Source organism: Limosilactobacillus frumenti DSM 13145 (genome assembly GCF_001436045.1).
GTDB classification, from domain to species: Bacteria; Bacillota; Bacilli; order Lactobacillales; family Lactobacillaceae; genus Limosilactobacillus; species Limosilactobacillus frumenti.
The window spans coordinates 36023-52076 of the sequence record NZ_AZER01000013.1 but is presented as its reverse complement, the minus strand read 5'-3'; the positions used below and the strand labels follow the sequence as shown (position 1 = coordinate 52076).

The window sequence follows — 16054 nt, the reverse complement described above, 5'->3', positions numbered from 1 at the left end:
TGAATTATTTTCTAAAGGAGTTGGTCAAGTTGGCAATTACTGCTTACTTTGTTCGTCACGGGCAAACCTATCTTAACCGCTACAATCGTATGCAAGGATGGGCAGATGCCCCACTAACTGAAAAGGGAATTGAAGATGCCAAGCGGGCAGGAAAAAATCTGGCTGCGGTGGACTTTGATTACCTCTTTGCTAGCGATCTGCCACGGACAATGGCAACAGCTCGGTTGTTGCTAGCTGCTGATCCGAATACTGATATCCAGGAACCAACTCCAGAGCCAGCCTTCCGGGAAGAATTTTTTGGCTACTTTGAAGGTGCTAATGGTGCTGAATTAGCTGACATGCTGGGCGGTGTTGAAGGTTATCACACGTTTGCCCAAATGGCTGCCGGTTGGGGCCCTGATGAATTGAAGGACCGAATTGCTGCTGCTGACAAATATGGTGATGCGGAAAATGCCGAACAGTTTTGGACCCGGATTAACAAAGGATTTGATCACTTACGTCAATTACCGGATGACTCAGTTGTCGTGGTTGTTTCTCACGGAGCAACAATTCGCTCCATCGTGCAACATTTTTCTAATGAATACGATCCGAGTGAATCACCACGTAACGGCAGTTTAACTAAATTAACGATTACTGATTCTAATGTTCACGTGGACTTCTTCAACAAGTTACATGTGCCTGATAATTAAACCAAGGGGGAAATTCTTTCTTCAATGGAAACAAACATACAAACTGAAGAACAAGTATTGATCTCCGGCTTAAACACGGAGCAAGAAGATTTCGACTATTCGATGCGTGAATTAGCTGAGTTAGCTCAGGCCAACCATATGGAAGTTGTCGGTCAGGTATCTCAGGCAATTGACCGTCCTAACCCTGCCACTTACTTTGGGAGCGGGAAAGTCGAAGAGTTAAAAGAACGGGTCTTTAATGACCATGTCCATACATTAATTACAAATGATGAACTGACACCAAGCCAGTTACGAAACCTCGAAAATGAACTGGGGTGTCGGGTTTTAGACCGAACAGCTTTAATCCTGGAGATTTTTGCCGAACGCGCAAAGTCAAAAGAAGCCAAGCTGCAGGTTCAGATTGCTCAATTGCAATACCGTTTACCACGCTTGCAAACATCCGCCAACCAACGGCTTGACCAGCAAACTGGTGGAGGTAGCGGCTTCACCAACCGTGGTTCTGGTGAAACACAGTTGGAAATGGATCGACGGACGATTCAACGTTCAATCAATCACCTCCGTCATGAATTGTCAGCGATTGATCGCTCTGAAGAAGTTAAACGAAAGCAACGGGAAAAGAGTAATATCCCAACGGCAGCCCTAGTTGGCTACACTAACGCTGGTAAGTCCACCATCATGAATGGCCTGGTTCGGCGATACGGTGCGGTTGAAGATAAGACTGTTTTCGAAAAAGACATGCTCTTTGCAACGCTTGACACCAGTGTTCGGCAACTGCACCTGCCTGACCAGAAGCGTTTCCTGTTATCTGATACCGTTGGGTTTGTCAGCAAGTTACCAACGCACTTGGTGGAATCATTCAAGTCGACGCTGGCCGAAGCTGCAAGTGCTGACCTCTTGATTCAAGTGATCGATGTTTCTGACCCCCACTATGAGGAAATGATGAAGACCACCAGTAAGACGCTTAAACAGATTGGCATTGAGAATATTCCAATGATTTACGTCTTCAATAAAGCTGACAAGACCGAAATGGAATATCCAGTCATGGAGGGTGATGATCGAATCATCATCTCTGCTAAACAAAGCGAGTCGCTTGACCTGCTGACCTCCGTGATCCGGAAGCACCTCTTCAAGGATTACGTGGAGGCTAAGATGTTGGTTCCATTTAAGGATGGTGCAGTAGTATCATACTTCAACGAACATACCAATATCTTAAATACCGAATACCAGAGCAGCGGTACTCTACTAACCCTGGAATTATCAGCGGAAGATTACGCTAAATATGAAAAGTATGCTGTTAAATAAAGTAATAAAAAGGACTGAGTTTTGAAGCTCAGTCCTTTTTTGCTGTCTTACAAACGAATTTCGTTCTTAGAATAACCACCATTAATGATCTTAACGGCATCGTTCAAGCTAATTTCAACCATATTCCGGACAGACGTCTTTGTCAGGAAAGCGGTATGCGGAGTAATAACGACATTTGGCATATGGACTAATTCTTTGAAGTCCTCTGGAACATCTTCAGCCGAAACCTTCTTACTAAAGTAAGTTGTTTCATCAGCAAGGGTATCCAAACCAGCACCGGCAATTTGGTGATTCTTCAAAGCAGCAATTAAGTCAGCGGTGTTAACCAGCTTTCCCCGTGCCATATTGATCAGGTATGCGGTGTCCTTCATTTCCTTGAATTGGGGAGCCGCAATCATGTTCTCAGTGCTAGGCAGTAATGGCGTGTGGAGGGACAAAATGTCGGCGTTTTTAATAACCGTGTCAAAGTCGGTGTACTCCACGAATGGTTCGTATTCCACATTGTAGGATGGATCATAAGCAATCACCTTTGCACCCAAGGCTTTGTATATCTGAGCAGTTGCTCCCCCAATGTTGCCAAGACCGACAATTCCGACTGTTAAGTTGTAGATTTCATTAGAGATCATGTCCTTGCTCCAGGCAAAGTCGTGATCTTCCAGCATCCGTTGCTTGAAAATACCGATCCGCCGTAATAGGTACATCGCATGGGCAACTCCCATTTCCGCAATTGCCCGTGGTGAATATACGGGAACGTTGGTAATCTTCAAGTTATTAGCTTTAGCAGCATCCAAATTAATCATGTCTACACCGACCATCCGGACAGAGATCTGTTTGATCCCAAAGTTGGCTAGCTTTTCATAGACCTTTTCACTTCCCAGACTAGAAGTCTGCTGGATGGAAATCCCATCATAACCGTTTGCTAGGTCAACAGTATCATCATTGAGTGGCTGGTCGACCATCTTAATGTTGTAACCCTTCTTGTCTGCAAACGCCTTAATAAATGGGACTTCCTTATCACCAACGCTATACATAATGAGCTTCATGTCTAATCCCGTCCTTCATATAAATTTGGTGCACTATTAAGTGCTTTCATGTCAATTTTATCATTAGATTGTGACATTCCAAATCGAATCGCCTGGAATTAACCAAAAGGCAAGAATTCGTTTGCAACATAAAAGGAGTCCAGAGAAATAATCCAGACTCCTTAATTATTTTACTTTTTATCTGAGGTAAAGCCATCACCCTCACCCATTGGACCGTGAGCATTTTCTGCATCAGAGGCCACTTGTGGACCGTTGAAACGGTGGGATGAGATTCCGGCCATTGTCAACAGCAACAGCAAATTGAAGACTACTGCGATTCCTAGGAGAACTAGGTTACAGAACATTGTGTAATGTGCCCCGAGTCCACCAGAAATCGAATCACGCAATCCTAAGATGGAGTATGTCATTGGCAAGTACCAGTGAATGACGTTGTAGAACTTCATCGTTACTTCCATTGGGAAAGTCCCACCAGAACCACCAAGCTGAAGCATCAGCAGAACCATTGCAACAAATCGACCAGGGTTATCGAAGGTCATGGATAAGAACATAACGACAGCCATTGAAGCAAGGCCAAACATTGCGGTCGTTAAGAAGAATGATGGAACATGGTCAATAGTTAAGCCACAAGCCATCATGATGGCACATTCAACAACTGCCATCGCGATTGCGGCACAACCACCAACAACAACCTTACTTGCCCACCATGAAACAGCTGATTGCCCTGGTAAGGCCACCCGTCGAATTGGGTAAACAAAGTTGAAGACCAGCATACCAACATACAAAGCAACTGACAGAACATAAGGTGCCAAAGCGTGACCATAGTTTGGAACGTATGAGTAATTGGTGTGCTTTTCGACTGAAGGTTCAGCAAACATTTTCGCGGTATTGTGGTTTGGCTTGAGCGCCGTGACTTGACGAGCACCCTTAGCTAAAGCAACTGCCAATTTACTTGCTCCAGCATTTAATTTAACAATCCCTTGTGTTAACTGTGGTGAGTTGTCAACTAACTGTTGAGTTCCAGCGGCTAATTGATTAATTCCAGCAGTTAAAGCAGGCACCTTAGCATTTAATTGACCTAAAGCACCAGCTAATTGACCAGCACCGGCGTTTAAGGCGCCAGAGTTAGCGTTTAGCTTTGCGGCACCGGCACCGGCTTGAGCAACACCAGCAGTGTATTGACCAATACCAGATGTTAAGGTTCCAGCACCAGCAGCGGCGGTATTAACGCCGTTCGTGTATTGGTTAACGCCAGCGTTTAACGTTGTGGCACCAGAAGATAATTGACTAGTGGCCTCTTTTAGCTTTTGGGCTTGCTCAGGCATTCCTGCTAATGAACCTTTGTAACCATCCAGCTTCGTTAATAGCTGGTTAGCTTGTTGTAAAGTCCCATCAGCATTATTAAGGACTGTATTCATTTGTGACAACTGGTTCAATTGCGATTGCATACCATTTAATGCTGAGCCCAAACTGTTTAATTGACCAAGGGTTCCTGATAATCCTGAGATCGTTGAAACATTGGCACTGGCCTTTTGTTGAATCTGTTGGGCAGCAGCTTTAGTTTCAGCACTGGCATGAGAATCACTAGCAATTTGGCCAGCTAATGCGGCTATTTGACCATCATTTTGACCAACGCTCCGCAATTGATTACCTGCCTGTGAAGCACCCTGCAGTGCCCCAGAAGCTTGTTGAAGCTTCCCAGCACTCTCTTGAACACCAGATAAGGCCGCTTTAGCCTGGCTCAAGCCGGTTTGGAGTTGTCCTAAGCCAGCCTTTAATTGATCGGCCTGGTTCATGGCACCCATAATGCCATTAAAGTCCATACTACCGAAGCTGGCGTTAACAGCAGCGTTCAGTTGATTAGCACCATTTGACAGCTGACTGGCACCACCTTGTAGATCACCTGACTTAGCACTTAATTGTCCTAAGCCACCTTGCAATTGGCTAGCACCAGAGTTCAGCGCACCGGAATTAGCCATTAGCTGATTCAACCCAGCACCGAGTTGACCAACACCACCAGTGTATTGGGCAAGCCCGTTTTGCAAAGTAGCGGAACCCGCCGCTAACTGTTGCGCCCCAGCTGCCAGTGGAGCCACCCCCATCTTCAGAGTTTGAACCCCGTTATTAACCTGGGAAACACCAGCAAAATATTGGTTAAAGCCATCTTGCAAGGTCATCATTCCGTTGCTTAGTTGCTTAGAACCAGAAGCGGCGGTCGACATTCCTTTCCCAACTTTATGTAAGGCCTGGAACATCACCGTTGCGTAAGCTTCCGTAACCTGGGCGCGAATCTTTTGATTTAACTTAGTCATCCCCAATTGACTAATAACTTGACCAATGTAGTTTAATGATCCATTGGTTTCGTATTTTAACTTCATTTGGGTTGGGTGTTTGTGCAATACGGTCGTGGCATCCTTAGAAAAGTCTTTTGGAATTGTCACAACTGTATAGTATTGCCGGTGTGACAGCCCATATTTAGCCTTTGCTGGTGAAACAATCTCCCACTTCAATTGTTTATTATGGCGCAGTTGCTTGACCATTTGGTTACCAACGTCCATTGTCCGGCCTTGATACTCGACTGGTATATCCTTATTAACCACCGCTACCGGTAAGTTTTCAGTACTGCCGTATGGATCCCAGACAGACTTCAGGAAGAAGATACTGTACATAAATGGAATCAGACAGATGACCAGCGTGGAAATCAAGAGCAGACGATTATGCCGAATATTGCTAAATTCAGCTTTAATCATTCTCCACATATCTATCTCTCCTCTTACGCGTGTTTCTTTCTCATCATTCTTTGCCCATTGGATAAGGAGATGAGCGCTTCTTCGGCGAACTTCACAACCTGATCAATGGAAACATCATAGTTCTGTTCTTGCCACCAGTAGAATGTTCCAATAATCCCGCCCGACAAAATGTAGGCCAGCATTTCTGGATCATCAGCACTTTGCAGTAATTTAATAACGGTATCATTGCTCTTTTCATGGCGCCGTTCCAGAAGAATCTTACTAATGATGTGCATCATTTCTGAATATAAGGAACTATGAGCAGTTTCAGAAGCCAAATGCCGGAACACGTTCTTGTGCTGGGCAATGTAGTTAATCAATTGGTTAATGATATCTTCTTCAGAATCACTGTTATTGATCACCCGACTGACTTGACTGTTGAGCGTTTGTTCAAGCAAGTCATACTTGTCACGAAAATAACGATAGAAGCTACTGCGGTGTAACATTGCCTCACGACAAATTTGGTCAACTGTCAACCGTTCAAATGAGTGATCTTCAAGTAGCGTTAGTAATGCGTTTTGAAAATCGCGTGTCGTTCTGGTTACTCGCATGGTGTCTCCCCCCTTTTATTATCCAATTTAGCAATGAATAGTATAAATCGTGTCCATATGAAACAACAGGGGTAATTTAAGATTGATGTTCAATAAAAAGACAAAATGATGAATTTGTATCATTCACAAAATAAAAATAGAGCTTAAAAAAGCTCTACTGTTTATCGTCTCATGAAACTATACCTTTTTAACAACAATTTTGGCAGTGAAATAAATTCCTAAAAGTAGACATGCCAAGCAAAAGTAAACCTCTAATATAGAAGTAGCAGTAAATACTGGAGCAATCCAAATTAACATAACTAATAAACTAAGATAAAAGGAAAGTTCTTTAAAGCAATGTCAATTAACCTTATAAGACACTGTGGTCACTCCCCATGTAATCCCTTTCTCTTCTTCCAATTTGATTATACTCCTCACGTTTTGAGTTGAGAAAGCATAAAAATTCCTCGGCACATCCAAATGCCGAGGAATCTGTATCGTATTTTAAAGATTGCTACTATTTCTTTCCCGGTAAGCGACTTGGGCCCGCAAGCCATAGTCGGCGGTGGTCATAATCGTCGTCCCACTCCGTCCCGGAATCTTGTTTGGCCCACCAGTTACAACCAGGTTAGCAAGATAAATTCGGTACTTTTGGTGGGCTTCCCGAACGTCGGTTAATCCGATCTTAGTAATGTGACCAACGGGCTTACGTTCCATCTGGTTCATCCCCATATAAATCTCCAGGCGATGTTTCATTGGGTCATGGACCAATTCAAAATACGGAGGAATTGATTCAGTATTCAATGCTTGTACCGGTCGCTCCGTCTCTTTGTATTGCGCAATAATATCCCTTTCGCTCATGCCATTGAAGTCATTTACAAAGATCTGCTCCATTAATAGCCGGTCAACCACTTCTTGAAGGTTTGCCTGCTCACGACTATCAATGGCAACTTGCGCTGGAATTGTGTCTTCACCAGCAAACAGCCCATTAGATTGGTTGGCCAAGCCAGTCGAAAAACGACTATCTTCCCGCCGGCCACGACTTGGGGTGCCATTCTCTGCAAATTTTTGACCAGTCACCTTGGCAATCTTTGGTGACAAGAAGTCAAATTCCGAGGTTTTTCCTAAAAAATAAAAGACAAAGTTAAGATAAAGGAAGTAAGTTAACGCCACCATTGCCAAGCAATAAAGAAAAGCCCGCAACCAAACATGGTTAGCAAAGAGCCGGAAGGTAACATAAACCAGGTAGCAGTCGCCTAAAAAGCCGAGCACAATATAAATCCGGTTTTTTAACTTAACGTCCAGGTTGAAATAACTCAATGATGAGTTAATCATATCTAGAAAGCTAAACATTAATCCAGTTCACCTCACCTAATCGTTAGTGCTATTCGTATTGGCAGTGTTAGTGCTATTCGTATTGGCAGTGTTAGTGCCCGCATTATTCGTCCCAGCAGTATTATTGGTTTGATTGCCAGTTTGCTGATTGTTGTTACTATGATTCTGGGTCGAACTCTGTCGCGTTTCATTATCGTCATTGTTATTATCATCAGTATTTTGCTGATTGTTATTATTAGTAGCGTGGGAACTTGATTGTTGCGGGTTATTATCATCATCTTGGGAACTTGCCCGACTAGATGAATTCCGCTCATTTTGTTGATCCCGATCATTAAATGATGAAGAGGTCCGTGTGACTTTGGCCCCTTCAGAAGTGTGTGTCGCTTTGTTAATCACAACGTTAGTTGCACCCAATGCTAAGGCAATTGAAAATAGAGCAAAGGGGGTAACGATAGGTGGTATTTTTTTTGCCATATTAAATGCTCCTTTTCATAGCTCTATCATACTCGCTTTTTCCGTCAACAATTATTAAGGAAATATGAAGTTATTTTGAACCTTGTTTCTTTTGGCAATTAGCACAAACCCCATGCAATTCAAAAGTATGACCCGTAATTTTTGCTCCTGGTAATTGCTGGGCAAAGAATTGTTGGTCAAGCGGTGGCATCTGAATTTCCTGCACCTTCCCACAAACATCACAAATAAAATGATGGTGGTGGTTAACATCACACCGGTACTTAACCTGCATCTGATCGCCATTAGCGCATAACTCGACGATCCCGCAGTCTGCAAATTCTTTCATATTACGATAAATGGTATCATGACTGACTCCTGGGTATGTCTGCCGCAAGAACCGGTCAACTTCCATAATATTAATGTAACGGTCTGGATCTTGTACTAGTCGTTCAATGATCAGTTGTCGCTGCTTAGTTGACCGCAAGTGATGTTTTTTCATTAAAGAATGTGCACGTTCAATCAGTTCATTCATTATGCCACCTCCTTAAGAACAAACATTATAGCAGAAATGAAATATTATTTACCTAATTGAGCGATTAATTGGTCAATTTGCCGTTTGGTGGTCGTCCAGTCATCATTTACAATCACGTGAGCAATCCCCTTTAAGTAATTGGGTAGATTTAGATCACGATGATACTCACGACTATGCAGACGCGAATCGATTGCGGATGGCTGATCACCACGCAGCTGCATTCGTTTAGCCAAGACAGTTAGTCGGCTGACTGTTAAAAAGATAATAATCGCTTGGTGAGGAAGCTTTTGATGATAGGTCAACGCTCCCTTCGTATCGAGGACGATCACATTGTCATGTCCCGTTGACCAGCCAGCTTCCAAACTTTCCATTGACGAACCATAGTGATGATGGTCATACTCCACCTCTTCTAACAGGTGCAACCGCTCCATCGATTGTTCACTTTCAAAGTGATAGTCAACGCCCTCTTGTTCACTTGACCGTGGTGGTCGTGTCGTATGAGTGATTACTCGTTGCATTTGGTACTGCCGCTGAAGGTAGTTGGCAACGGTGGTTTTACCAGATCCGGCTGCCCCAGCAATTACATATACTTTATTTACCATTATGCCTTATTTACCAGGTAAGTATTAACTTGATCGAGGAGTTCTTTCAGATTATCGTAAGTTAGCCGTTCCCGTGCATCCGCGTATGTGAACCAACCACAGTTTTTAATTTCCTCAACCTGTAGTTGAATATCTTCAGATTGATTTAACTCCGCCGTATACAATGTCATCTGTTTCCGGTTACCATTTGGCAAGTCATACTCGGTATAAACGTGGAAACTGGTGTCGATTGGCAAGACGAGTTGTGTTTCTTCCTTAATTTCACGTTGCGCTGTTTCCAGTAAGGTTTCAGAACCTTCTACATGACCCTTAGGGAAACCCCAGAAGTGTCCCTTATTCTGACTTTGCAGTAACAAGTATTCAATGTCACCAGTATCATTCCGTCGATAAACAACTGCCCCTGCAGTAACTTCAATTGCCATTGTCAGTTCCTCCCTTAAAAATAATTAATGTTTCTCATTGACTTTTAATTTTAATGACTGTATTGTTGTTGGTATATGGTAAGCATATTTAATTTTATTAACTGTTTACCGAACTATATTATAGCAAAGGTGGGATAAAAGATGGGCTTAAACATTCTGCGCAAAGAAAGTCTTGATCGGTATTTAGGTGAAGACAAGCTCTTTGTAAAGTCAATGAATGCTCGCGATCTGATGGCGATCGGAATCGGGACCGTTATCGGAACCGGGATTTTCATTTTGCCAGGAACAATCGCAGCACAGCAAGCTGGACCGGGGGTGACCTTGTCCTTCCTCTTGTCCGCGCTCGTTTGTGCCTTAGCAGCGATGTGTTACGCTGAGTTTGCGTCAGCATTACCAGTTGCCGGTAGTGCTTACTCATATGGTAACGTGGTGTTTGGCGAATTTTTCGGCTGGCTCTTAGGCTGGGCGTTAATTCTGGAATATATGCTAGCAGTTGCTTCTGTTTCAACAGGGTGGGCAGCCTACTTTAATTCCTTTATTGAAAGTTTTGGGATCAAAATTCCCAAAGCATTGTCAGGGCCATTTGATCCGGCCCACGGCACTTACATTAATATTGTCGCGGTGATTATTGTCTTACTAATTACCATCCTCCTATCACGAGGATTAAAGACTTCGGTACGGGTTAACAATATTGCCGTCATTATTAAAGTTGCTATCATTTTAGTATTCATCATTGCTGGTTTGTTCTTCATCAAGCCAAAGAACTACCACCCGTTCTTGCCATATCACATGAGCGGTGTAATTCATGGTGCCACAACCGGATTCTTCGCATACTTAGGATTTGACTGTGTATCATCATCCGCGGCCGAAGTTAAGAATCCCAAGAAGAACATGCCATTAGGAATCATCGGCACACTTGGTGTCGTCGCAGTTCTTTACATGGGCGTGGCGATTGTATTGACGGGGATGGTTCCTTACAAGAAGTTGGACGTCGCTAACCCCGTATCATACGCCTTAATGCTGGTTCACCAAGACTGGCTCGCAGGTCTCTTATCAATTGGGGCTCTGATTGGAATGTTCACCATGATGGTCGCAATGATCTATTCCAGTTCGCGGTTAATTTACGCGATTGGTCGTGACGGCTTACTTCCAGCTTTCTTAGGCAAGTTAGATAAGAAGAGTCATTCACCAGAAATTTCCTTGTGGATCGTCGCTATTATCATTGCTGTGATGGGTGGCCTGGTTTCACTGGATCAATTAACCAGTTTGGTTAACATTGGGACATTGTTCGCCTTCACATTGGTTTCATTCGGAATCATTCCACTGCGGAAGCGGTCTGATATCGGTAACCGGGGTGGCTTCAAGGTTCCGCTATATCCAGTCTTACCGATTCTCTCCGGTTTGATTTGCTTAGCCATGATGACCCAACTCAAGATGGAAACTTATATTGGTGCCGGAATTTGGTTCGCGATTGGTTTAATTATCTACTTCACGTACGGTTACCGTCACAGTAAGTTAAATAAGAATGCTGATTAAATAAGTAAACGGTTAGTGCATTGCGCACTAGCCGTTTTTTGGTGACTAAAAGGCGCCGCACGATGCTGGCGCCTTTAGGAGTTGTTATCATTCAAAGTATTATTGAGCAGTGTAGCCACCATCAGTGACAAATTCTGAACCCGTGGAGAATGAAGACTTATCGGATGCCAAGAATACACACATATTGGCAATTTCATCAGCACTGCCTAACCGACCCATTGGGTGTAATGCTTCCAGTGATTGACGCATTTCAGGATAAGCATCAACCATTGGAGTGTGAGCATACCCTGGGTGGACAGAGTTAATCCGAATTGGGTACTTCTTTTCACAGCAGTACAATGCAGCTGACTTAGTAATCAGACGGACGGCACCCTTCCCGGCATTGTAAGAGAACAGATTTGGAATACCAATCAGGCCAGCAATAGAACAAAGGTTAATGATCGAGCCACCATGTTTCTTCATGTGCTGAATACCATACTTTTGACCCAAAACTACCCCATCGAGGTCAACGGACAAGATCTTGTGGAAGTCGTCCAGTTTAAACGTTTCAGCGTTATCAAAGATCAGGATCCCGGCGTTGTTTAATAAGACATCAACTGGTCCAAAAGTGTGTTCCGCTTTTTCAAATACTTGTGGCCATTCTTCTTCCTTGGAAACATCTTGCTTAATAAAGATGACCTTATCCCCAATTTCAGCAGCTTGCTTTTGGCCTTCCTTGTCGTCAACGTCAGTCATAACAACCTTCGCACCCTCGTTAACGAAGGCTTTAGTGGTTGCTAAACCAAATCCCTTAGCGGCTCCTGTAACAATGGCAACTTTTCCATCTAATTGACCCATAATATAACTTCCTTCCTAATGAAATATATGATAACGCTTACATTTGTATAATAATTTAAAAGTTATGGTAAATGCAAAGGTTAATTGTCAATAAAATTTTACCTAAATAGACATAATGCGCGATGGGGCAATCTTTGCCAATTTACCGAAGAACCAATAATGACAACAAAAGGTGAGGCATCACAACGATGCTTCACCTTTTGTTTATATTATTCAAATTGCATTCCACCATCACAAAGAATGGTTTGACCAGTAATATAGTCGGCCTTATCTGAAGCCAGGAACTCAACGACCTTTGCAACGTCATCAGGATCTGATAACTTGTTCAGAGCAATCAATGATTCATAATCACTCATCTTAAGGCCTTGATCTTCGGCAATTTTACGCATCATTGGCGTGTCGACAATTCCTGGAGCATAGGCATTAACCGTGATCCCTTGCTTTGCCAAGTCCCGAGCCGCAACCTGAGTAATACCCCGGACAGCAAATTTCGTACTTGAGTACAGTAATTCATTCTTATTGCCCCGAACACCGGCTTGAGAGGTTGCATTGATGATCTTACCAACAACTTTTTTGCCTTGACGTGGCTTCTTTTCAAACTGTTCCAGAGCAGCCTGAATTCCCCACATATCACCAGCAACATTTACGTGCATGACTTTGTCAAACATTTCTGGAGTAACATCCTTAATGCGAGTAACCGGGCCAAGACCAGCGTTGTTTACCAAAACATCAAACCCGCCGAAGTGGTCAGCTGTTTGCTGAACAGCAGAAAACATTTGGTCACGGTCAGCAACATTCACCGTCACAGCTAGAGCATCCCCGCCAGCTTGCTTAATTTCATTCGCCACTTGTTGCGCGTTATCAGTATTTAAATCAGCTACGGCGACTGCGTAACCAGCATTCGCCAGGCGCTTAGCAATTGCTTCACCAATTCCTTGACCTGCTCCAGTAACCATTGCAACTTTAGCCATATCCATTACTTCCCTTCGTATTAAAACAACATCATCTACACTGTTTATTTTATGAGCTCTAATGAACATTGTAAACGATTTCATCTCGCAGTTAACCAGTTTTAAAAAGACTGTGAACAGGTATTTAAGAATATCTTAATTTGACCATTTTTGACGTTCAGTCATGATAAGATATCCTTACCAAAGATAAGAAGGACTGATAAACCATGAGTTTACACTAAAGTCGCTCTTACCCAGCGCAAGCGCTGAGCAACTAGTCACTTTATGCAAACCCACTACGAGGAGAACAAATGAAGAAACAATACCAACTTACCCTGAATGAAATTAAGCAGCAAAATAAACTGGCAAGCTTCACTGATGGCCTGTCCACCAGTGAAGCACAGGCGAGGCTAAGCAAAAATGGCCCCAACGTTTTAGAAGCAAAGACAACCCCTAAGTGGAAGATGTTTTTACGCCAGTTCAACAACATTGTGATCTACATTTTGTTAGTAGCAACCATGTTGACGATCATTATCGGCCACTACACTGATGCCATTGTTATCGGTGCCGTAGTCATCTTGAACTCCCTGATTGGCTACTTCCAAGAATCGAGTGCCGCCAACGCCCTTGCCAAAATCAAAGAAATGATGGCGCAAAACGCCACTGTTTATCGTGACCAAGAACGGCAAGACATTGAAGCGGCTGACTTGGTAGTTGGTGATATTGTCTTCTTAGAAGCCGGTGATAACGTTCCTGCCGACTTACGGATCGTTTCAGCTGATAACCTTCGAATTGAAGAATCCGCCTTAACTGGTGAAACTAATTCCGTCGCCAAGACAGCAGATGCTTTGTCTGACAACGATATTCCACTGGCAGAACGAACAAACATGGCCTACGCATCCACTTCGGTCACAAGCGGAAGTGGGATGGGAATAGTCGTCGCCACTGCCGAAGATACTGAGATTGGGAAGATTTCCCAAGAAGTGTCGCACATCAAGCCAAAGAAAACGTTACTAACCCGGGAAATTGGTAATGTTGGTAAGGTGGTTTCTTACATCACCATCACTGCTTCAGTGATCGTCTTTATCGTCGGCTTCATGCTCCAAATCTACTCCCTACCAGCTCTGGCCCTGGCCGTTGTGGCAATGCTAGTTGGTGCAATTCCGGAAGGGTTGCCAGCCATTACTTCCGTTATCTTAGCTTTCGGCATTAGCAAGATGGCCAAGCAGCATCAGACAATCATCAAGTCAATGCCAGCGGTCGAAACATTAGGATCGGTCGACGTCATTGCCACCGATAAGACCGGGACGCTGACTAAGAATGAAATGTCGGCGGTGGAACTTTGGGTGGGCAATACCCACTATGACGTTTCCGGGACTGGCTACGCACCCCAAGGAAAGATTATGCTCAATGGCCAACCAGCCAAATTAACAAAGCAGCTAAAACTATTCTTGGAAGCTGGCTTCCAGGCCAATGACACGGTTTTAGCGAAAAATGATGGCAAGTGGCAAATTAATGGTGAACCCACTGATGGAGCTTTCCTAACGCTGTATCATAAAGCGTTAGGTGTCGACCACCAGTCCAATTACCAGAAGATTGACCTCTTACCGTTTGATTCTGACTACCGTTACATTGCGGAATTAACTAAAGACCGGCAAACTGGTCAACAGTTTGTCTTCGTGAAGGGGTCCCCTGACAAGCTCTTTGAAATGGCGGCCCTGGCTGACCCATTCTTTGACCAGGCAGAATGGCAAAATCGGGTTAATGAATGGTCACAAGCCGGTAAGCGAGTCATCGCGGTTGGTTACCAACCAGTTCAAGGAACTGCTTTGACAGAAGTTCACCATGACCAACTGTACAAGGGTGTGCACCTGTTAGGTTTAGCAGCCCTGCTGGATGCACCACGTGAAGAGGTCATCACAGCTCTCAAGCAGATGAATCGGGCTGGTGTCCATGTCAAGATGATCACAGGGGATGACCCACAAACCGCCCGGGCCATTGGCCAGCAACTCGGCTTAACGAACGGGCCTATCCATGCCATCACGGGTGCTCAGTGGGACCAATTAAGTCCAGAAGAGCAGCAAGAAACTGCATTACAGACCCAAGTCTTCGCCCGGACGACCCCACAAAATAAGCTTGAAATCATTGACGCCCTGCAAAAGAAGCAACAAGTCACTGCCATGGTTGGTGATGGAGTCAACGATGCACCCGCATTAAAGAAGGCTGACATTGGGGTGGCAATGGGAATCAAGGGCACGGACGTCGCTAAGGACGCTGCTGACATGATCCTAGGAAATGACAACTTTGCTACGATGGCCGCGGTAATTAAAGAAGGCCGGCGCATTTACGACAACATCAAGAAGAGTATCCTCTTCCTGCTACCAACGTCGTTTGCAGAAGGCCTCGTGGTCGCTTTCTCAATTTTGACCGGTCAACAAGTTCCATTGCAACCAGCACAATTGTTATGGATCAACTTGATTGCCGCAATTACAATCCAATTTGCCTTTGTTTTCGAAAAAGCGGAAGAAGGTATCATGGAACGTGAACCACGACCAATGACACAACGGTTGATGAACCGACATGACCTTATTCAAATGGGGTATGTCGCTGCCCTGATGGCAATCTTTGCCTTGATTGGCTACTACTGGTTCATTGGCCAAGGTGCCGATGCGATTAATGCTACTACCATGATGGTAAACGTGATTGTGATCAGCAAGATCTTCTACTTCTTTAGTATTCGGACTGACCAGCCTGCTCTTGGACAAATCAAGACCATCAGCGGCAAGGCTTGGGGGATGATTGGTTTAATGATTCTCTTCCAGCTCATTCTGACCTATGTACCGTTTATGCAAACGGCATTTAAGGTTACTGCTATTAGTCCGATGGAATGGCTGATTGTCGTGATCTTCTCTTGCCTGATTATGTTCGTCAGTGAAGGAGATAAGATTATCCGATTACGCAAAGTGGAAACTGAATAATGTAAAAGGAGGGCCCCGATAAGGTCCTCCTTTTTTGTGGATTTAGTGTAACTTCAAGT

At 44.0% G+C, this 16054-nt stretch carries 14 protein-coding genes; 4 read left to right on the top strand and 10 right to left on the bottom strand.

Annotated features, from left to right (window positions below; genetic code table 11):
- Positions 1–29: 29 nt before the first annotated feature.
- Together FD27_RS02415 and hflX are read left to right on the top strand one after the other, a co-directional pair.
- Positions 30–689, top strand: a complete 660-nt coding sequence (locus FD27_RS02415) for a histidine phosphatase family protein (protein ID WP_057748989.1) — start codon at positions 30–32, stop codon at positions 687–689.
- Positions 690–713: 24 nt separating this feature from the next.
- On the top strand, positions 714–1991 hold the full coding sequence (gene hflX, locus FD27_RS02410) for a GTPase HflX (RefSeq protein WP_057748986.1): 1278 nt from the start codon (positions 714–716) through the stop codon (positions 1989–1991).
- Positions 1992–2038: 47 nt separating this feature from the next.
- On the opposite strand, the gene FD27_RS02405 is transcribed toward hflX, so the two are convergent.
- The 8 genes from FD27_RS02405 to FD27_RS02370 all read right to left on the bottom strand — a co-directional run bounded on the left by FD27_RS02405 (position 2039) and on the right by FD27_RS02370 (position 9694).
- Positions 2039–3034, bottom strand: coding sequence for a D-2-hydroxyacid dehydrogenase (locus FD27_RS02405; protein ID WP_057748982.1), 996 nt, complete (start codon positions 3032–3034; stop codon positions 2039–2041).
- Positions 3035–3204: 170 nt separating this feature from the next.
- The gene (locus FD27_RS02400) at positions 3205–5790 is read right to left on the bottom strand and encodes a YhgE/Pip domain-containing protein (protein ID WP_057748978.1); all 2586 of its coding nucleotides are present in this window, start codon (positions 5788–5790) and stop codon (positions 3205–3207) included.
- Positions 5791–5804: 14 nt separating this feature from the next.
- Positions 5805–6371, bottom strand: a complete 567-nt coding sequence (locus tag FD27_RS02395) for a TetR/AcrR family transcriptional regulator (protein WP_057748974.1) — start codon at positions 6369–6371, stop codon at positions 5805–5807.
- Positions 6372–6854: 483 nt separating this feature from the next.
- Entirely contained in the window at positions 6855–7703 is an 849-nt protein-coding gene (locus FD27_RS02390) for a DUF6681 family protein (protein WP_057748971.1), read from the bottom strand.
- A gap of 18 nt (positions 7704–7721) precedes the next feature.
- Positions 7722–8159 carry a hypothetical protein gene (locus FD27_RS02385; RefSeq protein WP_057748968.1) on the bottom strand — a complete coding sequence of 146 codons (438 nt, stop codon included), beginning with the start codon at positions 8157–8159 and terminating at the stop codon, positions 7722–7724.
- 70 nt (positions 8160–8229) lie between these two features.
- Positions 8230–8670 (bottom strand): Fur family transcriptional regulator, encoded by a 441-nt coding sequence (locus FD27_RS02380; protein ID WP_057748964.1) that lies wholly within the window; start codon positions 8668–8670, stop codon positions 8230–8232.
- Positions 8671–8714: 44 nt separating this feature from the next.
- Entirely contained in the window at positions 8715–9272 is a 558-nt protein-coding gene (locus tag FD27_RS02375; RefSeq protein WP_057748962.1) for a guanylate kinase, read from the bottom strand.
- On the bottom strand, positions 9272–9694 hold the full coding sequence (locus FD27_RS02370) for a bis(5'-nucleosyl)-tetraphosphatase (protein WP_057748959.1): 423 nt from the start codon (positions 9692–9694) through the stop codon (positions 9272–9274). The genes FD27_RS02375 and FD27_RS02370 overlap by 1 nt, the downstream gene beginning before the upstream one ends.
- Before the next feature lie 141 nt (positions 9695–9835).
- Here FD27_RS02370 and FD27_RS02365 point away from each other — a divergent pair, with 141 nt between their 5' ends.
- Positions 9836–11230, top strand: coding sequence for an APC family permease (locus FD27_RS02365; RefSeq protein WP_057748956.1), 1395 nt, complete (start codon positions 9836–9838; stop codon positions 11228–11230).
- Positions 11231–11329: 99 nt separating this feature from the next.
- On the opposite strand, the gene FD27_RS02360 is transcribed toward FD27_RS02365, so the two are convergent.
- Positions 11330–12067, bottom strand: coding sequence for a glucose 1-dehydrogenase (locus FD27_RS02360; protein ID WP_057748953.1), 738 nt, complete (start codon positions 12065–12067; stop codon positions 11330–11332).
- A 209-nt stretch (positions 12068–12276) separates the two neighbouring features.
- A complete protein-coding gene (locus FD27_RS02355) occupies positions 12277–13044 on the bottom strand; it encodes an acetoin reductase (RefSeq protein WP_181577934.1) in 768 nt (255 codons plus the stop codon).
- Positions 13045–13328: 284 nt separating this feature from the next.
- Between FD27_RS02355 and FD27_RS02350 the strand changes: the two genes are divergently transcribed.
- Complete coding sequence (locus FD27_RS02350) at positions 13329–15995, top strand: HAD-IC family P-type ATPase (protein ID WP_057748947.1); 2667 nt, start codon at positions 13329–13331, stop codon at positions 15993–15995.
- The last annotated feature ends 59 nt before the right edge of the window (positions 15996–16054 follow it).